Here is a 22,479-nt window from a genome sequence, read left to right on the forward strand (position 1 = left end):
ATAATAATATTGCTTCTCGCAAACAAATGCACCCCTACCCTCCCCCCCCGGTACATTCCGGTATGTCCTACATTAAAAGGGGCAGCTTCTACAATATCTACATGAGTACAATATCAATCCCGATTCAATGCAAAAAACGCATGGTTTAACAAATTTACTGTTCCATACGTCTTTACGCTGTTATTTTGATGTTAAATTGTTTTGCTGTTATGCTAACTGCATTGATTGGCTTGCCAATTCTTTTATTGTTTCGAGAGATAATTCTGTATAATCAGCTATATCTTCCAGTGACATTTTACCTGCTTTAATCATACGAATAGCCATCTTCTTTGCTTTATTTTGTGCCGCTTCTCTTGCAGCTTCATTCCTCATATCTTCCATCATTTTACACATGGCCGCCACTCCTTCCTTTTCCTTCTTATAATATCTTGCCTTTCCGGCAAGTGCTTCATACTCCATCTCGTCGGGATCGGTACATGAAAAATCGTGCATCAGCTTTCCGATTTCATCATCTCCCCTATATTTCCCATTCACATATAGAATATGCGAACCGTCACCAAACAATACCTTATGTTCTCCGATAGTGACATATCTCTCTACCGAATAAATTGACTGATTTCCTTTCATCACATCATTTTCTGTAATAAAAATTACATAGCTGTCGGGAATATCCTCTGTATTTTCTCCGGGCCTTAGTATATATGCGTCTAACAGACTGCTGTTATGCCTTGCCCTCTTTGCGCCTGTCCCTGCGTCTGACCTTTGAATTTCTATGTCAAATTCTTTTCCCATACTGTCAACTGCATGAACATCTAAAATAGCGGAACGTCCCTGAAGGTTCTTCAGTAGTTCCTGCGTCCGTACCGACCTGACTTTTATATCCCGTCCTAAGATGATCCGAAGTATCAGCTCCACACCTTCCACATTATCTTCCAGGCAAACCGTCATAAAATCGTCGTCTATATACCGGAGTAATTTCAGACGTTCCAAATCTTGTTGATGCAGCTGTTCTTTTGTGTACAAATTCTTTTCAACCTCATTCCTGGCAACAGAAAACATAAAAACTGTTCCTGTTATTTCTTTTATTATACAAAAATCCATTCCTGTTTACAACAATATTCTCCCGAACTAATGGCAACAACATTACCCATCTTCCTTGTCCATGTTCTTATCACACCCAGCGTTAAGGCCCCGGCCGCGGGTCCCATGGGGCGGTGGGCGGCGGGGCCAGCGTCCGTTGCCACAGAAGACGAAAAGTGAGAACGCTTGTTATTATAACAAGCGAAACTTGCTTCCTGCTGCGCTGTGCGCAGATGTGATATATCACCAGCATGGTGATACGGATGTGATATAGAGAAGAGAAGATATACTTCCTCCCATTTTGTCTGCAAACACCCTGATTTCCTGCATTCCCGGATTTTCCTCTCTGTACGCTTTTGGAATGATTTCCTTCCTTTTTACTATGGTTTTGGAACCAGTTTCATTTTTATGTTATGAAAATGGAATACCTCATATTTTTATACGGTAAAATTGGAATCTTCTTTTCCTGATCAGAACTTTTTTTCTGTAATATTGGAATCATTTCTTCTTTCAAACATAAAAAAACAGGCGCTACAATATGTGGCGCCCTTCGTCATCCTTTCCGTTCCCTGGCAATCGCTTCTTTCTATTACGAAATCTGGAGATAACAAGAATCTTTCCTGTTATGTTCCGGATTTTCTCTACGCGAAAAAGCCTGTCCGACAGGCTATGGGATGATTCTATCTGATTTTAAGCATAAGCTCCCTCCGGAAGCCGCTCCAGCAACAGCTGATGCAGGTACTTTTCATTGATCCGCCTCCGGCGCCATCTGCGTGGGAGAATGCTGCCGTTTATATGGATCAGATGATCCCGCAGCGCCTCCATGAGCGCCGGTTCCAGATCGATCCTGACTTTATACGTATACTGTTCCGCCAGGCTCTTGATGGCCGCATACGCTTTTCCTGCTTCCTCCAGACGGAACCGGCGGCACAGGCTGCCGGCGATCTGCCCTGCCCTTTCGCTCTTATCACTGCGGCCGTTCTCTCTGTATACCTTTTTCCGCAGCGGATTGATCCAGTATGTCCTGTCTTTGATCCCGATCGAGAACCACCTGCGGATCCCGGTGAGATAATTTTGCAACGTGCGCTTTGTCACGCAAAGAAGTTTCGTATACTTCTCAAAAAATTTTGCGGTTCCGATATGATAGTTCGGACTGCCGGCGCCGGCGATCTTAACATAGAGCATCGTCATCAGCTTCTCATTGGCTTTCATGGTATAAAATTCCCGACGGTAGAAGATGTCCAACCCGGTATTCAGATAACTGTCCGTCGTTCTCCCTGGCTGCAATTCTTCTCCGGAAAAATCATTGTCAAGGATCTGGATCTCCCAGTCATCGTAAAACCGGCTGTCTTTGGACACTTCGATGATCCGTTTCTCTGCCAGGCTCTTTTTCACGTTATAAAAAGTCTGATAGGAAATATACAGATCGGCAACCACATCCTTATAATAGACGCCCCGCACTTTTCCTTCTTCATTCTGATGATGCGAAAGCCAGAGAAGAAAATCGATCTCTGCACCGGTAACTTTTGCCTTTATTAATTTGTCTATGATTCCGGCTTTTAACTTTCTCATTGCCTCTCCAACACAGTAATGGTAAAATAAAGCCAACTTGAAATCTAAGCAGCTTGTCCAAAATCCATTACATATCTTATTGTGCTAAGAAACAATCACATGAGTCCCATGCGAATCATCGTCATACAGCCCTACTCTCCCATTCACAAAATCAGAGAATGCAAGAATACGGCTGTCAAAATCCGGATGCCATGCGATCCCGGTATCCAGAACTGCCGCCGTAATATTTTTTCCGGTATACGCACCGCTGCAATATACCTGTTTTCTTACACGTAACAAAACAGACTCCCGGCTTTTTTATTATCTTATGCCGAGAGTCTGTATTTGTCACTTATCAATTCATTCTGTCATAATTAGGCATTCTGGTCAGTGATCACACTGCCGCTTTCGCACCGGACTTATCATCCCGTTTCATGAATAAGAGAACAGAAATACATGCAAGCCCGATCGCAAGGAACCATTTCGGATGAATCGGATCTCCTGTCTGTGGCGAAAGATCGGTAGCCGCAGTCAGATTCGCCGTATCCACATAGATCGTATAAGGTGAAAAGTGCGTTGCTGTAAAGGAAATACAGTCTACACCGTCGATCGTATTATAACGGGCATTCAGCTTATCCAGAGTCCCATCCACGACACCTGCCGCCTTATTGTTTCCGGCATAAGCAATCTGTCCATCCGGAATGGGCAATGTGATATTCACCTGCAAGCCGGAAGCATCTGCAATCTGCACCGTCCCCGTGGAATCATACAAAGAGATGTCCATCGACGTATATACAATATTGTCCAAACTGCCAAACTCATTGATCAGTGCAGCCTGCACTGCTTCGTCCGCAACGGTACTTTCCGTAATTCTGACAATAAAGTTATCATCAGAGCCTTCCACCGTGGCAGAAGCAAGATCTGTGTTGGAAAATCCGGGCTTCGTGACAATCACAGTCGTATTTGTATCTGGCGTCGTGTCATTTATCGTTGTTACCGTACCATCCGTGCCGTCTCCTGTGCCACTGCTTCCTCCACTGCCGTCTCCGGAACCGCTGCCCGTACCCGTATTGCTATCCGTTCCCACGACTGGGGCAGTCGTACTGTAAGTAGTCCCGTTTCCGCTGGAACCATCCTTGTAATGTGCAGTTACCGTAACACGATTGTCCGGCATTGTAAACGTTGTCGTAGAATTTTGCGCATTAGCCAGTGCTACATTTTCTGACTCTGTTGTCCAATAATGGAAGCTCTGTCCCTCTGGCGCCGGATTAGCCGTAATTGTAACCGTACGGCCCTTCTTATAACGCCCGCTTCCCATTCCGTTGATGACAGTTACGGTATGGATGTCATCATCATCGTCATCGTCGTCATCATCATCGTCGTCATTGTCATCATCCGAACTGTTACTGCCATTGTTACCCGGATTGTTCGGATCATTGGGGTTTCCCGGATTACTCGGATTGTTCGGATCATCAGGGTTATTCGGGTTATCCGGATTATTTGGATCATCCGGACCCCCGTTATTTCCGTTATTCAATGGTTCATATTGGGCAATGATAACCCGATCTTCATATACCTTTTCAAAACTACCTTTCCAGCCTGTAAACCGGTATCCCTCTCTGGTAGGGCTGTCAGGCAGGATGGCGTCTTTGCCCTCCTCCACATACTGCGGTTCTCCGATCAGACTTCCATCATAATCGTAGAAACATACACGGTAGGTTTCTTCCAGATATTCCACTCTTACGCCATTATCTTCCGCATAGGAAGCTGCTGCACTGTCTCTGTACGTACGGATCGTCACTCTCTCCGAATGGTCAAAAGCCTCGTCATGGACAGACACTTCTCTGCCCGGAACTGTAACGGTAAGGCTCGGAACATTGACCGGCTCCCCATTTTCATCCAAAAAGTCTGGCCTCGCAAAAGCCTCTTCCTGTATTTTCTTAATAGAAGTAGGCAGCAACACGGAATCGAGCTTTGCACAGTTTTTAAACGCATATTTCGGTATCGTATCAAGCCGCGTCAGATCGCTGAGATCTACCGAACCGATTTTATTACAATTTTCAAATGCAGACTCCTGTATATGCGATACATCCTTCAGCAGGGGATCGGAAGCAGAATTCACAACCCCTTCTTTCTGCGGCAGACATTCTTCAAGAATCAGACTGCCATCCGTATGTTTGGAATACAGAATCAAATTCTGCGCCGGACAGTCTTCACTTCCTTTCAGATCATTCAGATTGTCACAGCCCCTGAATGGTGCATTTCCCACTTTCTTCAGATTGCCCAGCTCTACTTTCTCCAACGCTTCACAGCTGTCGAAAGCATAGTCCGGAAGTTCCTCCACATCAGTGAGAATAATCTCTTTGATATGGTCATTTCCCTTGATCTTCTTTTCTTTATCTTCCGGCAGATCCTCGTCAAACCATCCGCTGAACAGGCCTGGCACAACGCCCTCATCCGCACCGTCCGCGCCGCCGGAGTTCGTATACTTATCTCCGACATCACTCAAATAGTACATTCTGTTGGTACTGTTGGCGGCATCTCTGTAATAGGAATACGCATCGATCGACCGGACGCCTTCCGGAACCGTGATATACATAGTGGCTTCCACAATAGCCGTACCTTTGGCAAACGGAACCGTCTCCACATTCTTCTTTGCATTTTTCAAATCCCTGAGATCTGCAGAGTCACCAGTCTCCGGCTCTGCCCCGTCATAGGTACCATTCACGGCGTTTTCATATACTTTCAGAATATCATACGTATGATCTGCATAATACCTGCCAAGTCCTTCATTCACGGCTACAGAATTATCTGCCGTCACATTTCCATCCGCATCTACTGTAACTTCCGTAATGCAACCGTCAGGATGCGTGCTGGAAGGAGCATCAATCCGATAATGTTTCCCATTATACTCAAATATCATCTTATCGGCGGGAGCCCCCTGATAATTATTCCATGGGCCGTCGCACAACTCAAGCTGTTCATCTGCACCATCCACACCGTTCGCACGGTCAATGAGTGCTTTCGCATACAGAACACGGAATTTGTCAAACTCTTTCGGCATATATCGGCTCTCTAAAGATGCCTCCGCCTCCGCAATGAATTCCGCATTGTCCTCATTGACATCCGCATAATGTGGATAATCCACAAGTGTGGGAACCATAATCGGATTACCGTCCTCGCCTCTTGTTCTGTCGACAAGAACAGTCAGATTCTGCGGCGACAAAGAATAATAACAAACGTTCAAACCGGATTCTTCATTGATAGTTGTTGTCATTGCATACGTAAAAGGCGCAAATTTATTTTTAATATCGCCATGGAATGCCACCGGATTCCCGGCAGACTTAAACGCATCAGTCCCCATCTTAAACGCTTCATAATAAGCGTCCTTGGCACCCTCAGCCTCCGGAGAACGGAAATACACTTCCACCGTCTTATTGCCAAATCCCGGACCGCTGCCGCAGTTTGCAAATGCACTGTTACCGACCGTTGTCACGCTGTCACCCAGATCGATATATGTCAGCTTCGGGAAATTCTCAAAGGCTTTATCCGCTATAGAGGCAATCTTACCACCGCTCTCAATGACAAGACCGGTCATATTTTCCATAACCTCTCCGTCATCCTGATGGAAGCAGTCGGTACTGATCCCTGTTACCGCCGTATCGCCTACTTTCGCCGGTATCGTAACTACCGTATTGGTGCCATCATTGTGGTCGGACGTAATGACTGACACAAGCATCCCAGATTCCGTATTGACTGCGTTGACATACGACTTGTCGTCGATCTCGTAATAATCGACCCGCTCTTCCTGATTGTAATAAATATATGGCACCTGCTGGCTCACAAGCGTTGCCGCAGCCCAGGTAGCTTTTCTCGGTCTTGCAGGATCACTCGTGGCAAACCACTGTGGTCCCCGTACCCGAAATTCTTTATTCTCCACCTCCCAGAACAAAAACGGATCATAAGTTACCGTACGTCCATACTGAGAATTGGTTGGATCGTTGCCGGTGAAATCCACATACTTCAGATTACGGCAGTCCACAAACGTATACTTTGGAAGCGAAAACTCCGTCCTCGTATTTCCCGCCCAGGTCGAATGCGGCATATATACTGTCTCTAAATTGTCCTGCCCTGCCAGAATATAATTACCAAGGAATTTTGTCCCATCACCGGCAGTACCAGTATTACTGTCCGCTCCAAGATCCGGAAACTTGAACTCTTTCAAACTACCGTTTCCTTCAGAGAGCGCAAAGGCCGCGTCATCTATCTTCTGAATCTTGGAACCCGAGCCGTTCCAGTCTACAGTGGCCAGAGCCGTACAATCATAAAATGAAAATTTACCGATCGCACACTGAATATCAATACTCTCTGCAGATACCTTCTGCAAAGTACCACACTTGGAAAAGGCACCCGGTCCCAGTTCTCCCAGACTGTTCGGTATCTCAAACTCTGCCAGCTTTGTCCCGCTGAACGCCTCCGCCCCGATCGTACCGATCGTACCAATTCCATTGGCATTTCTAAAATTCAACGTTTTTAACTCGGAATTCTTAAACGCCCGGTTACCGACGGACTGTACACCAAGACCTGTCAGATCCTGAATAAAAGAATGTTCAAACGCACTGTCACCAATATTATGTAAGTTTGGCGGCAGAATCAGCTTTGTCAGGTTACGCACTCCAAAGAACGCATAGTCAGCTATTCCTGTGATTGAATTGCTGATATCGCCACATACGAAACCGCCGGTCTTATCAACGTTACTTTCCGCATTGGCATCCACTTCCAAAGAGCCGGAGACATTGTTCGACTGCGCCTGCGGAATATATCGGATCGTATTCTGATCGCCCGTCTGATACACCCGCTTCAAAACACAGCCTGACAAGGAAACTCCCTTCACTGTACAGGTCATATCACAGTAATACTCCAAAACCTGATTCTCTGTCAGATTGGCAAAGTTCAGTTCCAGCTTTTCTGTCCATGTCTGCGCAGTATGACTCGGATCTGAATCAGCGATCCAGGCATCATACCTCGCTTTATACGCATTATACTCTTCAGCAAAATATTTACGAACAATGTCAAACATTGTTCTCGGTGTAACCGTCAGCGTATTATGTTCCGTCAACCCATTTGCACCGTCATTCATCAGAGCCGGTACCCGCAGATCGGAAAACTCAACACCGTTAAGTGCTATCTTTTCAATGCTGCTGTAATCAATGGGATCTTTTAACGTAACGATAAATCCCTTCTGCCTCTTGTCTGCAAACGCTCCCTGCAGCATCTCCGCATGAGTTACGACCTCATAGTCTTTGCAGAGAAAGTTTGGAATCTCAATCTCTGTCGTCCCCACCTGATCGTCCAACATGTTGTAATTCGTATTATAATCAGTGATCACGGCAGAGCTGCCGCTTTCATATAATTCAAACTGATCCTGCTGGTAAATAAAGCGACCGCCGAATTCAAACACATAAGAAAACTTCTCCGGCGTCACACCACCCGGGGGCTTCAGGCTCAGTCTCGTAATATCATCCACCTTTGCCACTGTAACTGCTTTTACCGCATCTCTTGACGCTTCACGATTGTCAATTCCGCCTGCATCCCGGAACGCCTGATCCGCCGCTGCATTATAATCCGCATTCACCGCATAGGTCTGATAATCATAACGATGCTCCAGATTTGCCTCATCGGGACCGGTAACCACCGCCTTGGGACCTGCAAACTGCGGAGCCGCCGTATTTTCCGGCACCGGAATCGCCGCTACGATGATCGAAGTGATCAGCATCACAACTGCCGTCGTCTTGCGCGCCCTCCTGCGCAGCTTTCTGTTTTTTTTCTTTTCTCCCTTTGCCATATTTACACTCTCCTCTGAAAATATGCTTAACCTATACGCTTTGCAACAACGACAAATCTGCCGTCTTCCTCCCTGCTGTCACAGGTGGACAAAGTCAATAGCTGATCACCATAAGAAGCCTTGACGCCTGTGTCATAGAGAGACATTTCGGCCATCGCTTTCATATTGGAATCAAATTCCTCCGGGGAATTTGCATCAATAAACTGATAATATTTAAAGGCAATCTCCGTGTCCTGCTTCAATTTATCACGAAACACATACATCACCTGCCATGTCCCCTTTTCATACAGAGTGTCAAACTGTATTGTACGATGCGCTTCCATATATTCTTTCGACTCGTAGAGATCCAGGTCTCCGAACATATTTCCCGATCGCATATGATGCCCATACAAGATCAGATTCGTACTCGGTTTTAAGACATCACACGCCGGATCCATGAAAATAGAACCGTTTCTGTCATATTCCTGATTAAAATTATGTGTCAGGTAATATTCCGAATCCGGTGACCGCATGACAGGGTAATCTATTATTGTATCGTCAATTTTGAGCCATCCGATTAGACTTTTGTTCTTATTATATAAATTTTTATAATCATCCAAAATATCCGGTGTCTCGCTTTCCCCCGTCTTATTGATCAGAAACGGGGTTGACACTGGCTCTTTGCCCCGCAGATCGGCAAGTTCTTCAAACTGACTGCCGGACCTGTCCGCCAGATAATAATATCCTGCAAAATATCCCAGACTTACAATAGCAAGGATCAGACAGACGCTGGTAATAATCCTTCTTCTCCGCACCCGCCTTTTTAACTGGAGAAGAATTTCTTTCTGCATCTTCTCATCGTACTCTTCCAAATGGTATCTGGCCGCCTGCTTTTTCAAGCTCTCCTTCGCCATTCTGTGTATCTCCTCCTGCACATACTCATCCAGTATTTTATTCTTTTACATATTACTATTTTACAATATATTGCGAGAAATTCAAGTACTTTCACAACATATTGCGACAGTTTACACATTTTTTTGTAATATCGGCTTCCTTCGAACCGCAAAAACAGCCCTGTCCTTTGACAGAGCTGTTTTGATCTGTTACATTTACCCACGAAATACGATCAATATAAATATTCCAGTTCCAGATCCGAGTAGACACCTTCTTCAACATGAAAGGAAAATCCTGCCCCAAATGCAATGGTCCCCGTGTCCCTGAACTCACTCTCTTCCTCGATTCTCTCAAATCCATCAACGACTGCCATGATCTCCAGCGTCCCTGACACTTTCTGACCCTCGCCTACCTCCTCCACACGATACTCTTCCACTTCAATTTCATCGATACCGTACAATATGGCAAAATCGATTGTCTCTTCGAATAGATCCGCCAGTTCATAATCATCCAGTTCCATCACACAGTCGTCCGTAAATGCTTCGATTTTATCACCGAAACTGCTTCTTAAAATTTCGGATATAATATTTTGATTAAAGAGCATACGCCTGTCACCCCGACCAATTTCTCTCATTCCACATAATACAGGCCATACCAAGTCTGGTATGTCCTGATCGCATCATACAGCCTGGTCTGCCTGAAATCTTCTTTTCGGTACGAACAGAGTAAAACATTGCGTACCTTTGCCTCTCCAAGTATCTTTCCATTGCCTTCATCGGCAATACCGCCCAAAAACCGGCATATATCATGACCATTGGTAATCTCGTACAATTCTTCCACAGACAGTTCGCAGGCTTCTTCTCTGCATGCCGCCCGCAGCTCCTCCGGTATCCGTACTCTGTCAAACAAGAGATCAACCGGAAATTCTCCTCCCCTTTGGACGAGATCTCCAAAACCTGCCTTCTCAAAATTGATCCCCAGTCCCTGCTCCTCGTTCTTCCTGCGCGCCACACTGTACGGTGAAAGCGCGCGCAACGCTTGCTGCAATAATGCTGACCCGGAGCCATCCTCCTCACAATAGACGCTGCAAAATCCCTGCAGAACGTCCCTGTTTTTTAATAGCATCATTTCCAGGCAGCAAGTATCGTATACAAACATTCTTTCCGGAAGCGTTCCCGGATCGACATAATCCCTGTCCCTGATTGCAATCACCCGCTCGTCACGAATCGAACCGTCCTCTATCAGCTCAGTCAAACCGTTCTTTCCGGCAAACGATTCGTAGGGAACGACATGCTCTGCAAACACTCTCCTGACAAATTTCACGTCGCTGGCGCCTTCCACCAGAATAAAGCAAAGCTCATGACCGAAATCTGCATTCAGCTCTGCCTCAATATAGGCGACAATATCCTCTTTTGTTAAACTGTCACTTATGGAGTCCCTCTGCATACTGTTTTCCCAAATCTCTCTGAATCGCACGATTTCCGTTTACAATCTGCACGGAATGTGTTGCAATAACAGCCTTTATCCCTTTCCTGCGCACAATCGTCTGCATATCCTCAGCGAACATTCTCTGCCAGGCGATATGCAGAGAGATCTCCGGTTCATCAACAAGAAGCAGGCTGTTTCCCGGCACTTCAAAAATCAGTTGATAAAATAACACCAGTGTTTCTTTTTCTCCCGACGACAACCTCAGAAGTGGAATCTCATCGCCCTCATCATCATGGATGCAGATTCCCTCCTGCATGGAGACAGAAATATGCTTAAACCGAAACCTCCGGTTCACAATGTCCGTAAACAACTCCAACTGATCGATCAATTCATCGTACTTCTCGTATTTTTTCTGAAAATCCTCAAAGTAGACTTTCAGCGCCCGGGCGTCCGCCTCTTTGAACTGGATCTCTTCCAGCTTCGCAAAACCGGAAACGCCGTATTTTTGCAGTTTCATCACCTTTTCACGAAGAGAAGAAAGCGCCCGGTCAAATTCCTCCTTTGTCAGTCCTTCCGTCTGCTCAAACAGTCTCTGAGGAAATGTACTGTCCAGCTCACTCGAAATCTGAGAATATTCATATGCCACACTGCCGATCTCCGCTTCCAGCTTTTCTGATATTTCCTCCACAGCCTGAATAATCTTCCGCTCAAACACTTTCTTTCCGTCTGTCCGGTTCACTCTGCGCCGCAAGACGCTTCTCACAAGGCGCTGCTCCTCAATCCAAAATACCTCGCCTGTCATCTGCTTCAACATAAAAATAACAGATGTAATGTCTTCCATCAATTCCACATACTCATCAGACGGCTCCTCTGCCGCCCTCCGCAGACCATACCGTTTCCAGCTCATAAAATCCTGATTGTTAAATGTTACTGCCCCGATAAAAAGGTAGTCTCCGTCTTTTCGAACCACAAGATTATCATTCTGGCCGGTCCCCAGGATTTCGATCTCATCAAATTTCAGGTCAAAGAAATAGTCCATATTACCGCCGGCAAGCGCACTGATTACATGCAGAATCGTAGACTTGCCAAAGCCATTGGGTCCGGTAACGATTGTCATCCCTTCTTCTGAAAATAAAATTGTATAGTCAAAACGTCCGAATAATTTCCTGACTCTGATTCCCTGCACTGTTCTCTCCATCCGGCAAACCACGCTTTCGACTGCCTGGCCTGACGCCTAACTTGCTTTTTCTGTCCTTTTGTTTTCTTTTGTTCAGTTTAACATAATCCCAAATTTTTTTCCATACCGGAAACAATGACAGGCCGTCGCTCATAGTATAAACCATAAATAAACTTTTGGAGGCTTATATGAGCGATTTAACAGCTACTTCCTGCGGATGCAACAATTCTCCTTCCAACGACTGTGGATGCGGCAGCATTCTCTGGATCATTATTTTATTCTGCCTGTGCGGCAACGGCGGCTTCGGCGGCGGCATGAACTGTGGATGCGGCAGCTTCAACATCTGCGGCGGCAATGATAACTGTGGCAGCGGCTGCGGTTGTGGATGTGGCGGCAACATTCTCTGGATCTTGATCCTTCTGTGCTGCTGCAACTAATATTTTCATTCTCAAATGAGCCGTTCTGGCTCACGCAGGCATGTCTGAAGCCTGACAGTATGGAAAGAGGCGGCGTAAAGCTGCCTCTTTTTCTGCATATCTTCTATCCGGACGGCATAATTCTTAATAATGATAATGGAGAGACGTTTCTATGGATGAAAAAGAGCAGGACAACGTAGCGGCTTTCGACACGTTGTTTACGACAAACCAGATACAGATCATGAAGGCTCTCCTGCCCTGCCTCGACCGTCCCATGCAGAAATATCTCGCCATTTATATCAAATATCAGGAACTGCAGTATACCATTTCATATTTTAAGAATCATTCCTACTCGATATGCGGCGATCCCTCACAGCCAAAGACAGACATCAGAAAAGTCCTTCCCTCCATTCTTCCCTACTGTAATGAAACACAAAAACAAAAACTGCAACAGATGGAACAGATGTTTTCTTCTCTGGAAACCTATAAGGAAATGATGGAGATGATGGAAATGATGCAGGCTATGACAAACGCTGCCTCGGACTCGGATGATCCTGATGAAAATGCGAAGCAGGAAAACGGTATGCAGATGCCAGGCATGGAAGCTCTGCTCTCCATGCTCGGTCCTGAGCAGCAGGCAATGATAGAATTGTTAAAAGGAGGAATGCAAAATGAATGAACCGGAATGGATTAAAGATCCGGCGCTTGCAGGTATCGATAAAGCAAAATTAGATTTTCTGCAGATGATGGTGTTTGAAGGAAACAATCTCACCCCCAAGGAGATGCTTCCCTTTCTCATGAACCTTGCCAAAAGAGGAAAAGACAATTCCGTATCTTTCTCCAAAGAGGAGATGGAACTGATCATTACCGTCGTCAAAAAGAACAGTACCCCGGAAGAAATCGTCCGCATGGATAAGATTATGAAACTGATGCAAAGTAAGAAATAGTTCCAGATCAGAAAAGAGGAATCCCACCCGTGGGATTCCTCTTTCATCTATTTTACCACAATGTTGACTATCCTGCCCGGCACATAGATCTCTTTGACCACATTGCCACTTAACTTACTGCCAAGCGCTTCTTCGCCGCGCTTGATGGCATCTTCTTTGGAAATGTCCGCAGGCACATTGATCACGGCTCTTGTCTTGCCATTGATCTGTACGGCAATCTCCTTCTCCGTGTCGGCCATCGCCTCCTGATCGGCCTGTGGCCATACCGCATGGAATACAGAGTCCGTACCGCCAAGTTCCTGCCAAAGCTGCTCACTGATATGAGGGGCAAAAGGAGCCAGCAGAATAACCGCTGTCCGCAGCGTCTCAGCATCCATGCCTTCACTTTTAGCCATCTCAATCATCTTATTGTTATATTCCATAAAGCCGGAGACAACTGTGTTCAAACTGAAGTTTTCCAGCCTTGTCGTTATATCATGAACCATCTTATGACGGAGCTTTACCATCTCTTTCGTCGCTGTTACGTCTTTGTCTCTGTTTTCCATTACGAGCTTCCAAAATCTCGTCAAGAAACGATAAACACCGTCAATCCCTCTGTCATCCCACTCGGAATCCAGTTCCGGAGGACCGACAAACAGCTCATACAGGCGCAGAGAATCACAACCGTAATCCCTCACGAGATCATCCGGAGATACAACATTTCCTTTGGACTTGGACATCTTGATCCCGTTTTTCCCTGTGATCATCCCCTGGTTAAACAGCTTTTTAAACGGCTCGTCAAAATCAATGACACCAATGTCACATAAAAATTTTGTATAAAATCTCGAGTAAAGCAGATGCAGTACCGCATGTTCCACGCCACCGATATACATATCAACCGGCAGATACTGATCGGCTTTCTCTCTGCTCACAAGTTCCCTGTCATTCTTACTGTCCACATAGCGCAGGAAATACCACGAAGATCCTGCCCACTGTGGCATCGTATTCGTCTCTCTCCTGGATGGCGCGCCACAGACCGGACAGGTCGTATTGACCCACTCCTCAATGTCAGCAAGCGGCGACTCCCCGGTACCTGTCGGCTGATAGGACTCTACATCAGGCAACAGCAGCGGAAGCTGGTCTTCCGACACCGGCACACAGCCGCACTTGGGACAGTGAATGATCGGGATCGGCTCCCCCCAATACCGCTGTCTGGAAAACACCCAGTCGCGCAGTTTATAATTCACCGTCTTCCTGCCGATTCCCATCTTTTCGATCATAAGCGGCGCCTCTTTTTTCAGTACCGCACTCTCCATTCCATTCCATTCACCGGAGTTGATCATCGTGCCGTTAGCTTCCGTATAAGCCTCCGTCATCGACTCGATCTCTTTGCCGTCTTTGGCGATGACCTGGATAATCGGAATCTTGAATTTTGTGGCAAACTCGAAGTCTCTGTCGTCATGAGCCGGCACACACATAATCGCCCCTGTTCCGTAGTCCGCTAAAACATAATCCGACAGCCAGATCGGTATCTTTGCGCCGTTAAGCGGATTGACCGCATAACTGCCGGTAAACACCCCTGACTTTTCCTTATCCTGAAGACGGTCCACATTCGACTTCATCGACGTATCATAGATGTATTTCTCGACTGCCGTTCTCGTCTCCTTTGTCGCAAGCTCTGCCGCCAGCACATGTTCGGGAGCGAGTACCATAAAAGTGGCCCCATGCAGCGTGTCCGGTCTGGTCGTATAGACCGTAAGTGTCTCCTCTCTGCCATCGATCGGGAACTCCACTTCCGCCCCATACGATTTGCCGATCCAGTCAGTCTGCATCTTCTTTACTTTTTCCGGCCAGTCCAGCTTGTCCAGATCATTCAACAGTCTGTCCGCATATTTAGTAATTCGCAGCATCCACTGTTTGAGACTTTTTTTCGTCACTTCCTCGCCGCAGCGCTCACATTTTCCATTGACCACTTCTTCGTTGGCCAGACCTGTCTTACAGGAAGGACACCAGTTGATTGGCATCTCCTTTTCATAGGCAAGGCCTGCCTCAAACATTTTGACAAAGATCCACTGAGTCCATTTATAAAAAGCAGGGTCCGTGGTATTGACTTCCATGTCCCAGTCATACAATGCCGCAATCTGGCCAATCTGCCTCTTGATATTGGCGACATTATCCGCCGTTGATTTCGCGGGATGAACACCCATTTTGATCGCATAATTTTCTGCCGGCAGCCCAAACGCATCCCACCCCATCGGGTGAATGATGTAATGTCCTCCGTTTAACATTTTATAACGGCTCCATACGTCGGAAATGACATATCCCCGCCAATGCCCGACATGCAGTCCGTTTCCTGAAGGGTAAGGAAACATATCCAGACAGTAATATTTCGGCTTTTCGCCGTCATTGACATTGACCGGATGCTGCTCCCACTCTTTTCTCCATTTTTCTTCGATTTCTCTGTGATTATATGGTATTCCCATCTTTTATTTCCTCCTGGTTCTCGCCGACTCCCTATATTTTAGTTTTCTGCTCAAAGATTGTCAAGTATTACACAAAAGAAACCGTGACAAACATCCCTGGAGCCGGCCAGTGAAAAGCGATCAGCCATCTCATCCACCTGCTTCCGGCCATGTCAAAGCGGCATACGCCCTCACGGGTATATGCCGCTGTTTTATCTCTCTGCTCTATTGATAGATAATGCTGTAATAAAAGGTTCCTCTGTCTGTCGCAAACGTAATGGTCGTATCGGAGTTGTCAAGGTCATCCAGCACGACAGGCTGCCCGTCGACGATCTGGATCACTTTAAATACCCGTCCCGGACTCTGTAACTCGGCCGGAATCTGGAACTGATAATTTTTCGCAGCCTCGAACGACTCATAAACCTGGTCGCCGGTCGTGACCATATTGGAATACGTATACCCATAAGAGTAACCAGCATATCCATGATTCAAATAATATGCAACAATATTCAGATATTCTTCTCCCTGAACGACACGCCGGGATGTCACCGCCAGGCCTGTCATTTCATAACCAGGCGCGAAACGAAGCGGAGAGACAAACGTCTGTGTCTGGATCTGCTCTTCCTCCCGGCCCGCCATCTCATAACGTCTTGTCGCATCCTCATTGTCCGCCGAGTACACAAACGGCACGTTGGGCAGTGTCTTCTGGCGCAGCTTCATCTTCATATCGCCATTATCCATAATATAGACAATGTTGGCGGTACGGCTCTGCCCCACCCGCGCCCAACTGTCAAGACTCGTATACGGTATTTTGTCGCCGATCATCCTCGTTGTCTCTTCCGTACCGATGATCCGAACCTGCGGCGCGCTGTCTATCTTGTCAAACGCATTCCCGCTTTTGATAAAAGTCGTACTGTAGACTGTAATATATCTCAATTTATTAAATTCCGCAAAGGCTTTCGTCCCGATGTCCGTAATCCCCGGTCCCACATTGACCGCCTCGATCAGAACGCCATGCCAGGGCCGTGTATACAATGTATCATTTGTGTAATCCGGTATCGCCCCCGTCCCTTCAAAATAAAGGACTCCTTCTTTCACATAGGCGGTGACATTATCTCCAACCTCCCACACCTGTGAAGACTGGGACCACTCATGACGATCGATTTTTTTAGCCTCGGCCTGCAGCGGTACAGCACACATTGCACACAGCGCCGCCGACAACATCATCGTCAGAACTTTCCTTCCAAATCTGCCCATCGCATATCTCCTTTCCAGTCATTTTATAGTCTAAGTTTACCTATTTTGTAATATTTTGTCAACACGGGGATCTTTGGCAGAACAGGAAACTTCTGCCAGAGTCCGGCCTTTGGACCCTTGCGCTCTTACCCGATCTCTTTTACCGTATGCAGGCCATATCCCTCGGTATAACGGAGCGAGATCCGGTCCCCGATCACATAACGGATGATACCGATCAGATCCTCATCAGCCATCGATACGTCAAAAATATCTTCCGAGCCTTCCACACACACATAATAGTGCGTCGTTCCTTCCAGCACGATGGGCGCCACCGCGGTGATCTTACCCGTGATCTGCTTCAGTGCCTCCGCATTCGGACTGACAATGCCGTTCGTGTTCAAAAGCTCACTGTAATTTTTTTCTCATTCCTGGATGGTGTCTCCGATCGCCACCCACTGATATTTCTGTACGTTGACCATCGCATATTTCTTGACCAGGCCGGAGGCATCCTTGAGCGCCATGAAGTACGTAGGTTCGTCTGCAATATTCAAAAGCAGCGGGAACGTGGCCACATAACCAAGGTTCTGTACCTGCCCTTCCGCCGATGACATGGCGGAATCCTCGATTGCACCCTCCACCTTATAAAATCTCGTCTCCATCGTGCGCTGATTCATCAGTACAAATCCCACATTGGACTGGTCACCGCTGACGGAAGTGACACCGGAATAGACCCACACATCATCGTCGAGCGCGATATAATTGTAGCCGTTCGTAGACTGGAGACAGTCTCTCTGACCAAGTACACTGTTCAAAAATCCATGCTTCAAGATCCCGGAATAGTCATACAACTGTGTCAACAGCTCCGCAGAATATACTTTATCGACCCACTGGGGCACATCTTCCACCGCATAGTCAACACACTCTCCCGTCACAGCGTTGCAGAGTACGACATTGCCCACAGTCTGACCGCCGAACAGCCCGATATTAAACTTCTTCACCGGGCACACCCAGTAAGGCGTTCCCTCCTCATCGATCTCAAAGAAAAGCTGATCGTCAAAAATATAAGTCGGATAGCGGAACCGCAGATGCCGGTACAGATTGCGGTTGAAATATTCCGATTTGGAATACTTGATGCCTTCCGGAAGTTTGACACACTCCGTATCCTGTGTCGCCATGTCGATCAGTATATAGGCCGGGATGCCGTTTCTGTTATTTGTCAGCCACTTGATCGGATTGGCATAGGAAAGCGGTGTCACCCGCACCGGTTTCCCCTGATAATTGATCTGGGTATAATCGTTGCTCACTTCAAACTGAGACACCATATCCACGAGACTTCCCATCTTGCGGTTGCCGAGAAGCGCCGCCGAATTTTTGTCGAGCAGCGGAATCGTATTGTAATCCGCCTCTTTGATGTCGTCGGTAAAGTTTCTCTCTTCTATCATCAGAAGCTGCTGGTATTTTGCGGCGTTGACAACCGGCGAAGATAAAATGCTGCCGACCAGATAGATGACAAACACCACCCCCAGCAGGATGCCCATATATTTCAGCCCTTTCATCTCCTGAAAGTCCACATTAAGCCGCAGTTGTCTGCCATCTGTGACAAACAGACGCCTTCCGGCCTTTCGGAACCCATAGACCGCCATGCATACGACGATCAGGCCCATTATAAAAAACCAGAAGCTGGCAGAGTGGATGTTCACCGCCGGCAGGTAGATATAATATAAAATGCCTGCGGCCAGCAGTCCCGCCAATATAAAAAGTAAATTCCGCGTCATTTTTTTCATGATTTGTCCTCCAAAAATAGTATGTGGAAAATTATACTACATATTCTCTCTGCCGTCTCTTAAATAATACTTAAAATTACTTCGTCAGTCAGCTCAGATACCAAAAGGACCCGGGAAAGAGGCCGCATACCGCGGACGCATTTCCACAGGTCCCAATCTTCCTGATTTCAATCTTTCAGTTGCAATGTGTTACTGTCACATTTGCCATCTTGCTTTTCATCAGCGCCATGGCCATCCTGCTTTTGATCAGGCACACCTGTCCGTCACGGTCATGCTGTCAGGCGTCCGCATTCTCCGCCACCTTCGCTGCGCGATCGGCCACTTCCTTCTCCTGCACGTCGGAGGGTGCCTGCTCATACCGCGAGAATTCATAGGAATACACACCCCGGCCACCGGTCATAGACCGCAGATCGGTGCAGTATCCGAACAGTCCCGTCATCGGTACATCCGCCTCGATGACCTGTTTGCCGCTGGCAAGCGGATTCATACCAAGGACACGGCCCCGGCGTTTATTCAGATCACCCATGACATCGCCCGTGTACTGATCCGGCACGGTCACTTTCAGAGAGACGATCGGCTCGAGCAGGATCGGCTGAGCTTCCATAAAGCCTTTTTTAAACGCCTGGATCGTCGCCATCTTAAATGCCATCTCGGACGAGTCTACCGGATGATAAGACCCATCATACAGCACGGCTTTGACGCCGACAACCGGGTAAGCCGCCAGAGGACCTCTGAGAACAGACTCCTGAAGTCCCTTCTCCACCGCCGGAAAATAATTTTTCGGTACGGCGCCGCCCACGACTTCCTGCGCAAACGTAAAACTCTCTTCCAGATTACCGGAACTCTCAAAACGCATCTTCACGTGACCATATTGTCCATGTCCACCGGATTGTTTCTTATATTTGTATTCCACATCGGATTTTTTCCGTATCGTTTCCCGGAACGCAACCTTCGGTTTGGACAGTTCCACTTCCACCTTATATTCATTCAAAAGTCTGCTGACCACGATCTCCAGATGCTGATCGCCCATTCCATACAGCAGCGTCTGTCTGTTTTCACTGTCGTTGACTGCCTTTAATGTCAGATCCTCGTGCATCATCTTCTGCAATGACTGTGAAATTTTATCGATGTCGCCCTTATTCTTTGCGTGATAACGCATATACGTATACGGTGTGGAAATTTCTGTCTTCCCATAGCGGATCGGCGCCGCTTTCGTGGAGAGTGTATCGCCGGTTCTTGCCGCCGTCAGTTTTGCCACCGCCCCGATGTCACCGGCATGAAGCTCCGGCACTTCGATCGGCTTATTGCCCTGCAGTACATACAGCTTTCCAACCTTTTCTTCCAGCTCTTTGTCCTGATTGTAGATCAAATCATCGGATTTGAAGACACCCGAACATACTTTGATCAGAGAATATTTACCGATAAACGGATCGACAATCGTCTTGAAAATATAGGCAGATTTCGATTTTGCAAAATCATAGTCAGCCTGGAAAATCTCGTTCGTCTTCAGATTAACACCGGCGATCTCCCTGTTCTCCGGACTCGGAAAATATTTCACAATATCATCGAGCAGTGTGTAAACGCCCTGGCAGAGCACATTGGAACCCATGGACATCGGTACGATCGTGCCGTCCATAACGTTCGTGCGCACCGCTGCACGAATCTCCGCCTCGGAAAAAGTCTCTCCGGCAAAATAGCGGTCCATAAACTCTTCACTCGTCTCTGCCACAGATTCCATCAATGTATCCCGGCAGAGCTGCAGATTCGCCTGACTGTATTCAGGAATCTCGCAGTCAACGACTTCCTTGCCTTTCCATCTGTGTCCGGTCTCGCTGATTACGTTAATATAACCGACAAACTTCTCGTTCTCACGGATCGGCAGATGAAACGGCGCCAGCTTCTTACCATATTTCTCTGTCATATCTGATACGACCTGCCGGTAGGAAGCATTATCCACATCCATATCAGTGACAAATATCATCCGCGGCAGTTTATATTTCTCACACAGCTCCCATGCTTTCTCAGTTCCGACTTCCATTCCCGCCTTACCGGAGACAACAATCACAGCCGCATCCGCCGCACTGACCGCTTCCTCCACCTCTCCGACAAAATCAAAATAACCGGGCGTATCTAAAATGTTGATCTTGGTCCCTTCCCATTCCAAGGGAACTATGGAAGTGCTGATGGAAAATTTTCTCCTCTGCTCCTCTTTCCCAAAATCGCTGACGGTATTGCCATCTGTGACCTTACCCATCCTGGATGTAAGGCCCGCCAGATATGCCATCGCTTCTGCCAGAGAGGTCTTTCCTGCACCGCCATGTCCGAGTAATACTACATTGCGAATTTTGTCAGTTGTGTAAACATTCATATAAATTCCCTCCAATTATGCTGTTTAGGGTGTTTTGCCAAGATCTGTTCTCATCCTTTCACATGCCCCATGTGTACATTTTACTAAATTCCGGCATCAATTACAAGTAACTTTACACATTTTCGATAATCCTTTGTCCGCTCTTGCCCGCGTTGAGACTTAGTGTTATCATGAGTACGGAAAGGAGTCATCCACATTATGAAAGCAATTTCCTGCGGTTTTATCGGCCTCGGCCTGATTGGAGGTTCTATCGCCAAGGCCCTGAAGGAAACCCACAATACAATTACAATTTATGCCTGTGACACGAATGCCAAAGCGCTCCGTCAGGCAAAAGAAGAAGGCGTTGCCGACTTCATCTTCGATCAGGTCGACGCTGCCTTTTCCGGCTGCGATATGATATTTTTATGCGCGCCCGTCTCCTGCAATGAAGAAAATCTGCTGCGGCTGAAGCAGTTTCTGGCAAAGGACAGTATTCTCACCGATGTCGGAAGCGTAAAGACAGGCATCCACAGACAGGTGGCGGCTCTGGGACTGGATCAATCCTTTATCGGAGGCCATCCGATGGCCGGCAGCGAACGCTACGGCTATGCCAATGCGAAGGCAAAGCTGCTGGAAAACGCCTACTATATTTTAACCCCCACGGAAACTGTCCCTGCGTGGAAACTGGATTTTTATAAAGATCTTGTCTCTTCCATCGGCGCCATTCCGCTTGTCCTGCCGTTTGCACAACACGATTATGTCACGGCAGCCATCAGCCACCTGCCCCACGTCATCGCCTCCTCCCTCGTGAATTTTGTCAGAGATTCCGATTCGCAGGACGGCATCATGAAACTGATCGCCGCCGGAGGCTTTAAGGATATTACCCGCATTGCCTCCTCCTCATCCGACATGTGGCAGCAGATCTGTCTGACAAACACAGATAATATTTCCGAGCTCCTGGGACGTTATATTCAGGCGTTGCAGCGTGTCAAAGCACAGATCGATGCACAGAGCGAAGACGAGATCTATGACTTTTTCAGCAGCGCCCGCATTTACCGCGATTCTTTTATCGAGGCATCCAGCGGTCCGATCAAAAAAGTATTTTCCATCCGGATCGATATTGCCGACGAACCGGGGGCACTGGCCTCTATCGCCACGATTCTGGCTCTGAACAGCATCAGTATCAAAAATATCGGCATCACCCATAACCGGGAACGGGAAGAAGGCGCTCTGCGCATTGAATTTTACGGGGAAGAAAAGATGCAGGCAGCCATCTCCATTCTCAAAAACAAAGGCTACCACATTTATGAAAAAAAATAACATGCGACAATGTTACCCTCAGTGGACAAGGGCA

15 protein-coding genes and 1 pseudogene are annotated in these 22,479 nt (G+C 47.1%); 4 read left to right on the forward strand and 12 right to left on the reverse strand.

The features are described 5' to 3' along the window. Positions 1-207: 207 nt before the first annotated feature. From V1224_09505 to V1224_09540, 8 genes are all read right to left on the reverse strand, one after another. Positions 208-792: a hypothetical protein gene (locus tag V1224_09505; protein ID WWR14741.1), complete on the reverse strand. Its 585-nt coding sequence runs from the start codon at positions 790-792 to the stop codon at positions 208-210. A gap of 978 nt (positions 793-1,770) precedes the next feature. Next, entirely contained in the window at positions 1,771-2,652 is an 882-nt protein-coding gene (locus V1224_09510; protein ID WWR14742.1) for a hypothetical protein, read from the reverse strand. Between the two features lie 84 nt (positions 2,653-2,736). Beyond that, a complete protein-coding gene (locus tag V1224_09515) occupies positions 2,737-2,931 on the reverse strand; it encodes a hypothetical protein (protein ID WWR14743.1) in 195 nt (64 codons plus the stop codon). Between the two features lie 94 nt (positions 2,932-3,025). After that, positions 3,026-8,476: a leucine-rich repeat protein gene (locus tag V1224_09520; GenBank protein WWR14744.1), complete on the reverse strand. Its 5,451-nt coding sequence runs from the start codon at positions 8,474-8,476 to the stop codon at positions 3,026-3,028. Positions 8,477-8,502: 26 nt separating this feature from the next. Continuing rightward, positions 8,503-9,369: a class B sortase gene (srtB, locus tag V1224_09525; protein WWR14745.1), complete on the reverse strand. Its 867-nt coding sequence runs from the start codon at positions 9,367-9,369 to the stop codon at positions 8,503-8,505. Positions 9,370-9,581: 212 nt separating this feature from the next. Next, positions 9,582-9,983, reverse strand: coding sequence for a hypothetical protein (locus tag V1224_09530; protein WWR14746.1), 402 nt, complete (start codon positions 9,981-9,983; stop codon positions 9,582-9,584). Further along, positions 9,980-10,795 (reverse strand): hypothetical protein, encoded by an 816-nt coding sequence (locus V1224_09535; GenBank protein ID WWR14747.1) that lies wholly within the window; start codon positions 10,793-10,795, stop codon positions 9,980-9,982. Before V1224_09535 ends, V1224_09530 begins: the two co-directional genes overlap by 4 nt. Next, positions 10,773-11,975: an AAA family ATPase gene (locus tag V1224_09540; protein ID WWR14748.1), complete on the reverse strand. Its 1,203-nt coding sequence runs from the start codon at positions 11,973-11,975 to the stop codon at positions 10,773-10,775. Before V1224_09540 ends, V1224_09535 begins: the two co-directional genes overlap by 23 nt. 167 nt (positions 11,976-12,142) lie before the next feature. Between V1224_09540 and V1224_09545 the strand changes: the two genes are divergently transcribed. The 3 genes from V1224_09545 to V1224_09555 all read left to right on the forward strand — a co-directional run bounded on the left by V1224_09545 (position 12,143) and on the right by V1224_09555 (position 13,317). After that, on the forward strand, positions 12,143-12,391 hold the full coding sequence (locus V1224_09545) for a chorion class high-cysteine HCB protein 13 (GenBank protein WWR14749.1): 249 nt from the start codon (positions 12,143-12,145) through the stop codon (positions 12,389-12,391). Between the two features lie 151 nt (positions 12,392-12,542). Further along, entirely contained in the window at positions 12,543-13,049 is a 507-nt protein-coding gene (locus V1224_09550) for a hypothetical protein (protein ID WWR14750.1), read from the forward strand. After that, the gene (locus V1224_09555) at positions 13,042-13,317 is read left to right on the forward strand and encodes a hypothetical protein (protein WWR14751.1); all 276 of its coding nucleotides are present in this window, start codon (positions 13,042-13,044) and stop codon (positions 13,315-13,317) included. The genes V1224_09550 and V1224_09555 overlap by 8 nt, the downstream gene beginning before the upstream one ends. Before the next feature lie 47 nt (positions 13,318-13,364). Here the strand turns inward: V1224_09555 and leuS are convergent, their stop codons facing one another. The 4 genes and pseudogenes from leuS to V1224_09575 form a co-directional block, all read right to left on the reverse strand. Beyond that, positions 13,365-15,779, reverse strand: a complete 2,415-nt coding sequence (gene leuS, locus V1224_09560) for a leucine--tRNA ligase (protein WWR14752.1) — start codon at positions 15,777-15,779, stop codon at positions 13,365-13,367. A gap of 204 nt (positions 15,780-15,983) precedes the next feature. Beyond that, the gene (locus V1224_09565; GenBank protein WWR14753.1) at positions 15,984-17,015 is read right to left on the reverse strand and encodes a hypothetical protein; all 1,032 of its coding nucleotides are present in this window, start codon (positions 17,013-17,015) and stop codon (positions 15,984-15,986) included. 125 nt (positions 17,016-17,140) lie between these two features. Then, positions 17,141-18,778, reverse strand: a pseudogene (locus V1224_09570) (CvpA family protein). A 277-nt stretch (positions 18,779-19,055) separates the two neighbouring features. After that, entirely contained in the window at positions 19,056-21,146 is a 2,091-nt protein-coding gene (locus tag V1224_09575; GenBank protein WWR14754.1) for an elongation factor G, read from the reverse strand. 198 nt (positions 21,147-21,344) lie between these two features. Between V1224_09575 and V1224_09580 the strand changes: the two genes are divergently transcribed. After that, entirely contained in the window at positions 21,345-22,445 is a 1,101-nt protein-coding gene (locus V1224_09580; GenBank protein WWR14755.1) for a prephenate dehydrogenase, read from the forward strand. Positions 22,446-22,479 lie beyond the last annotated feature (34 nt).

The sequence above is a fragment of the Lachnospiraceae bacterium JLR.KK008 genome (genome assembly GCA_037015955.1).
Classification (GTDB): Bacteria; Bacillota; Clostridia; order Lachnospirales; family Lachnospiraceae; genus VSOB01.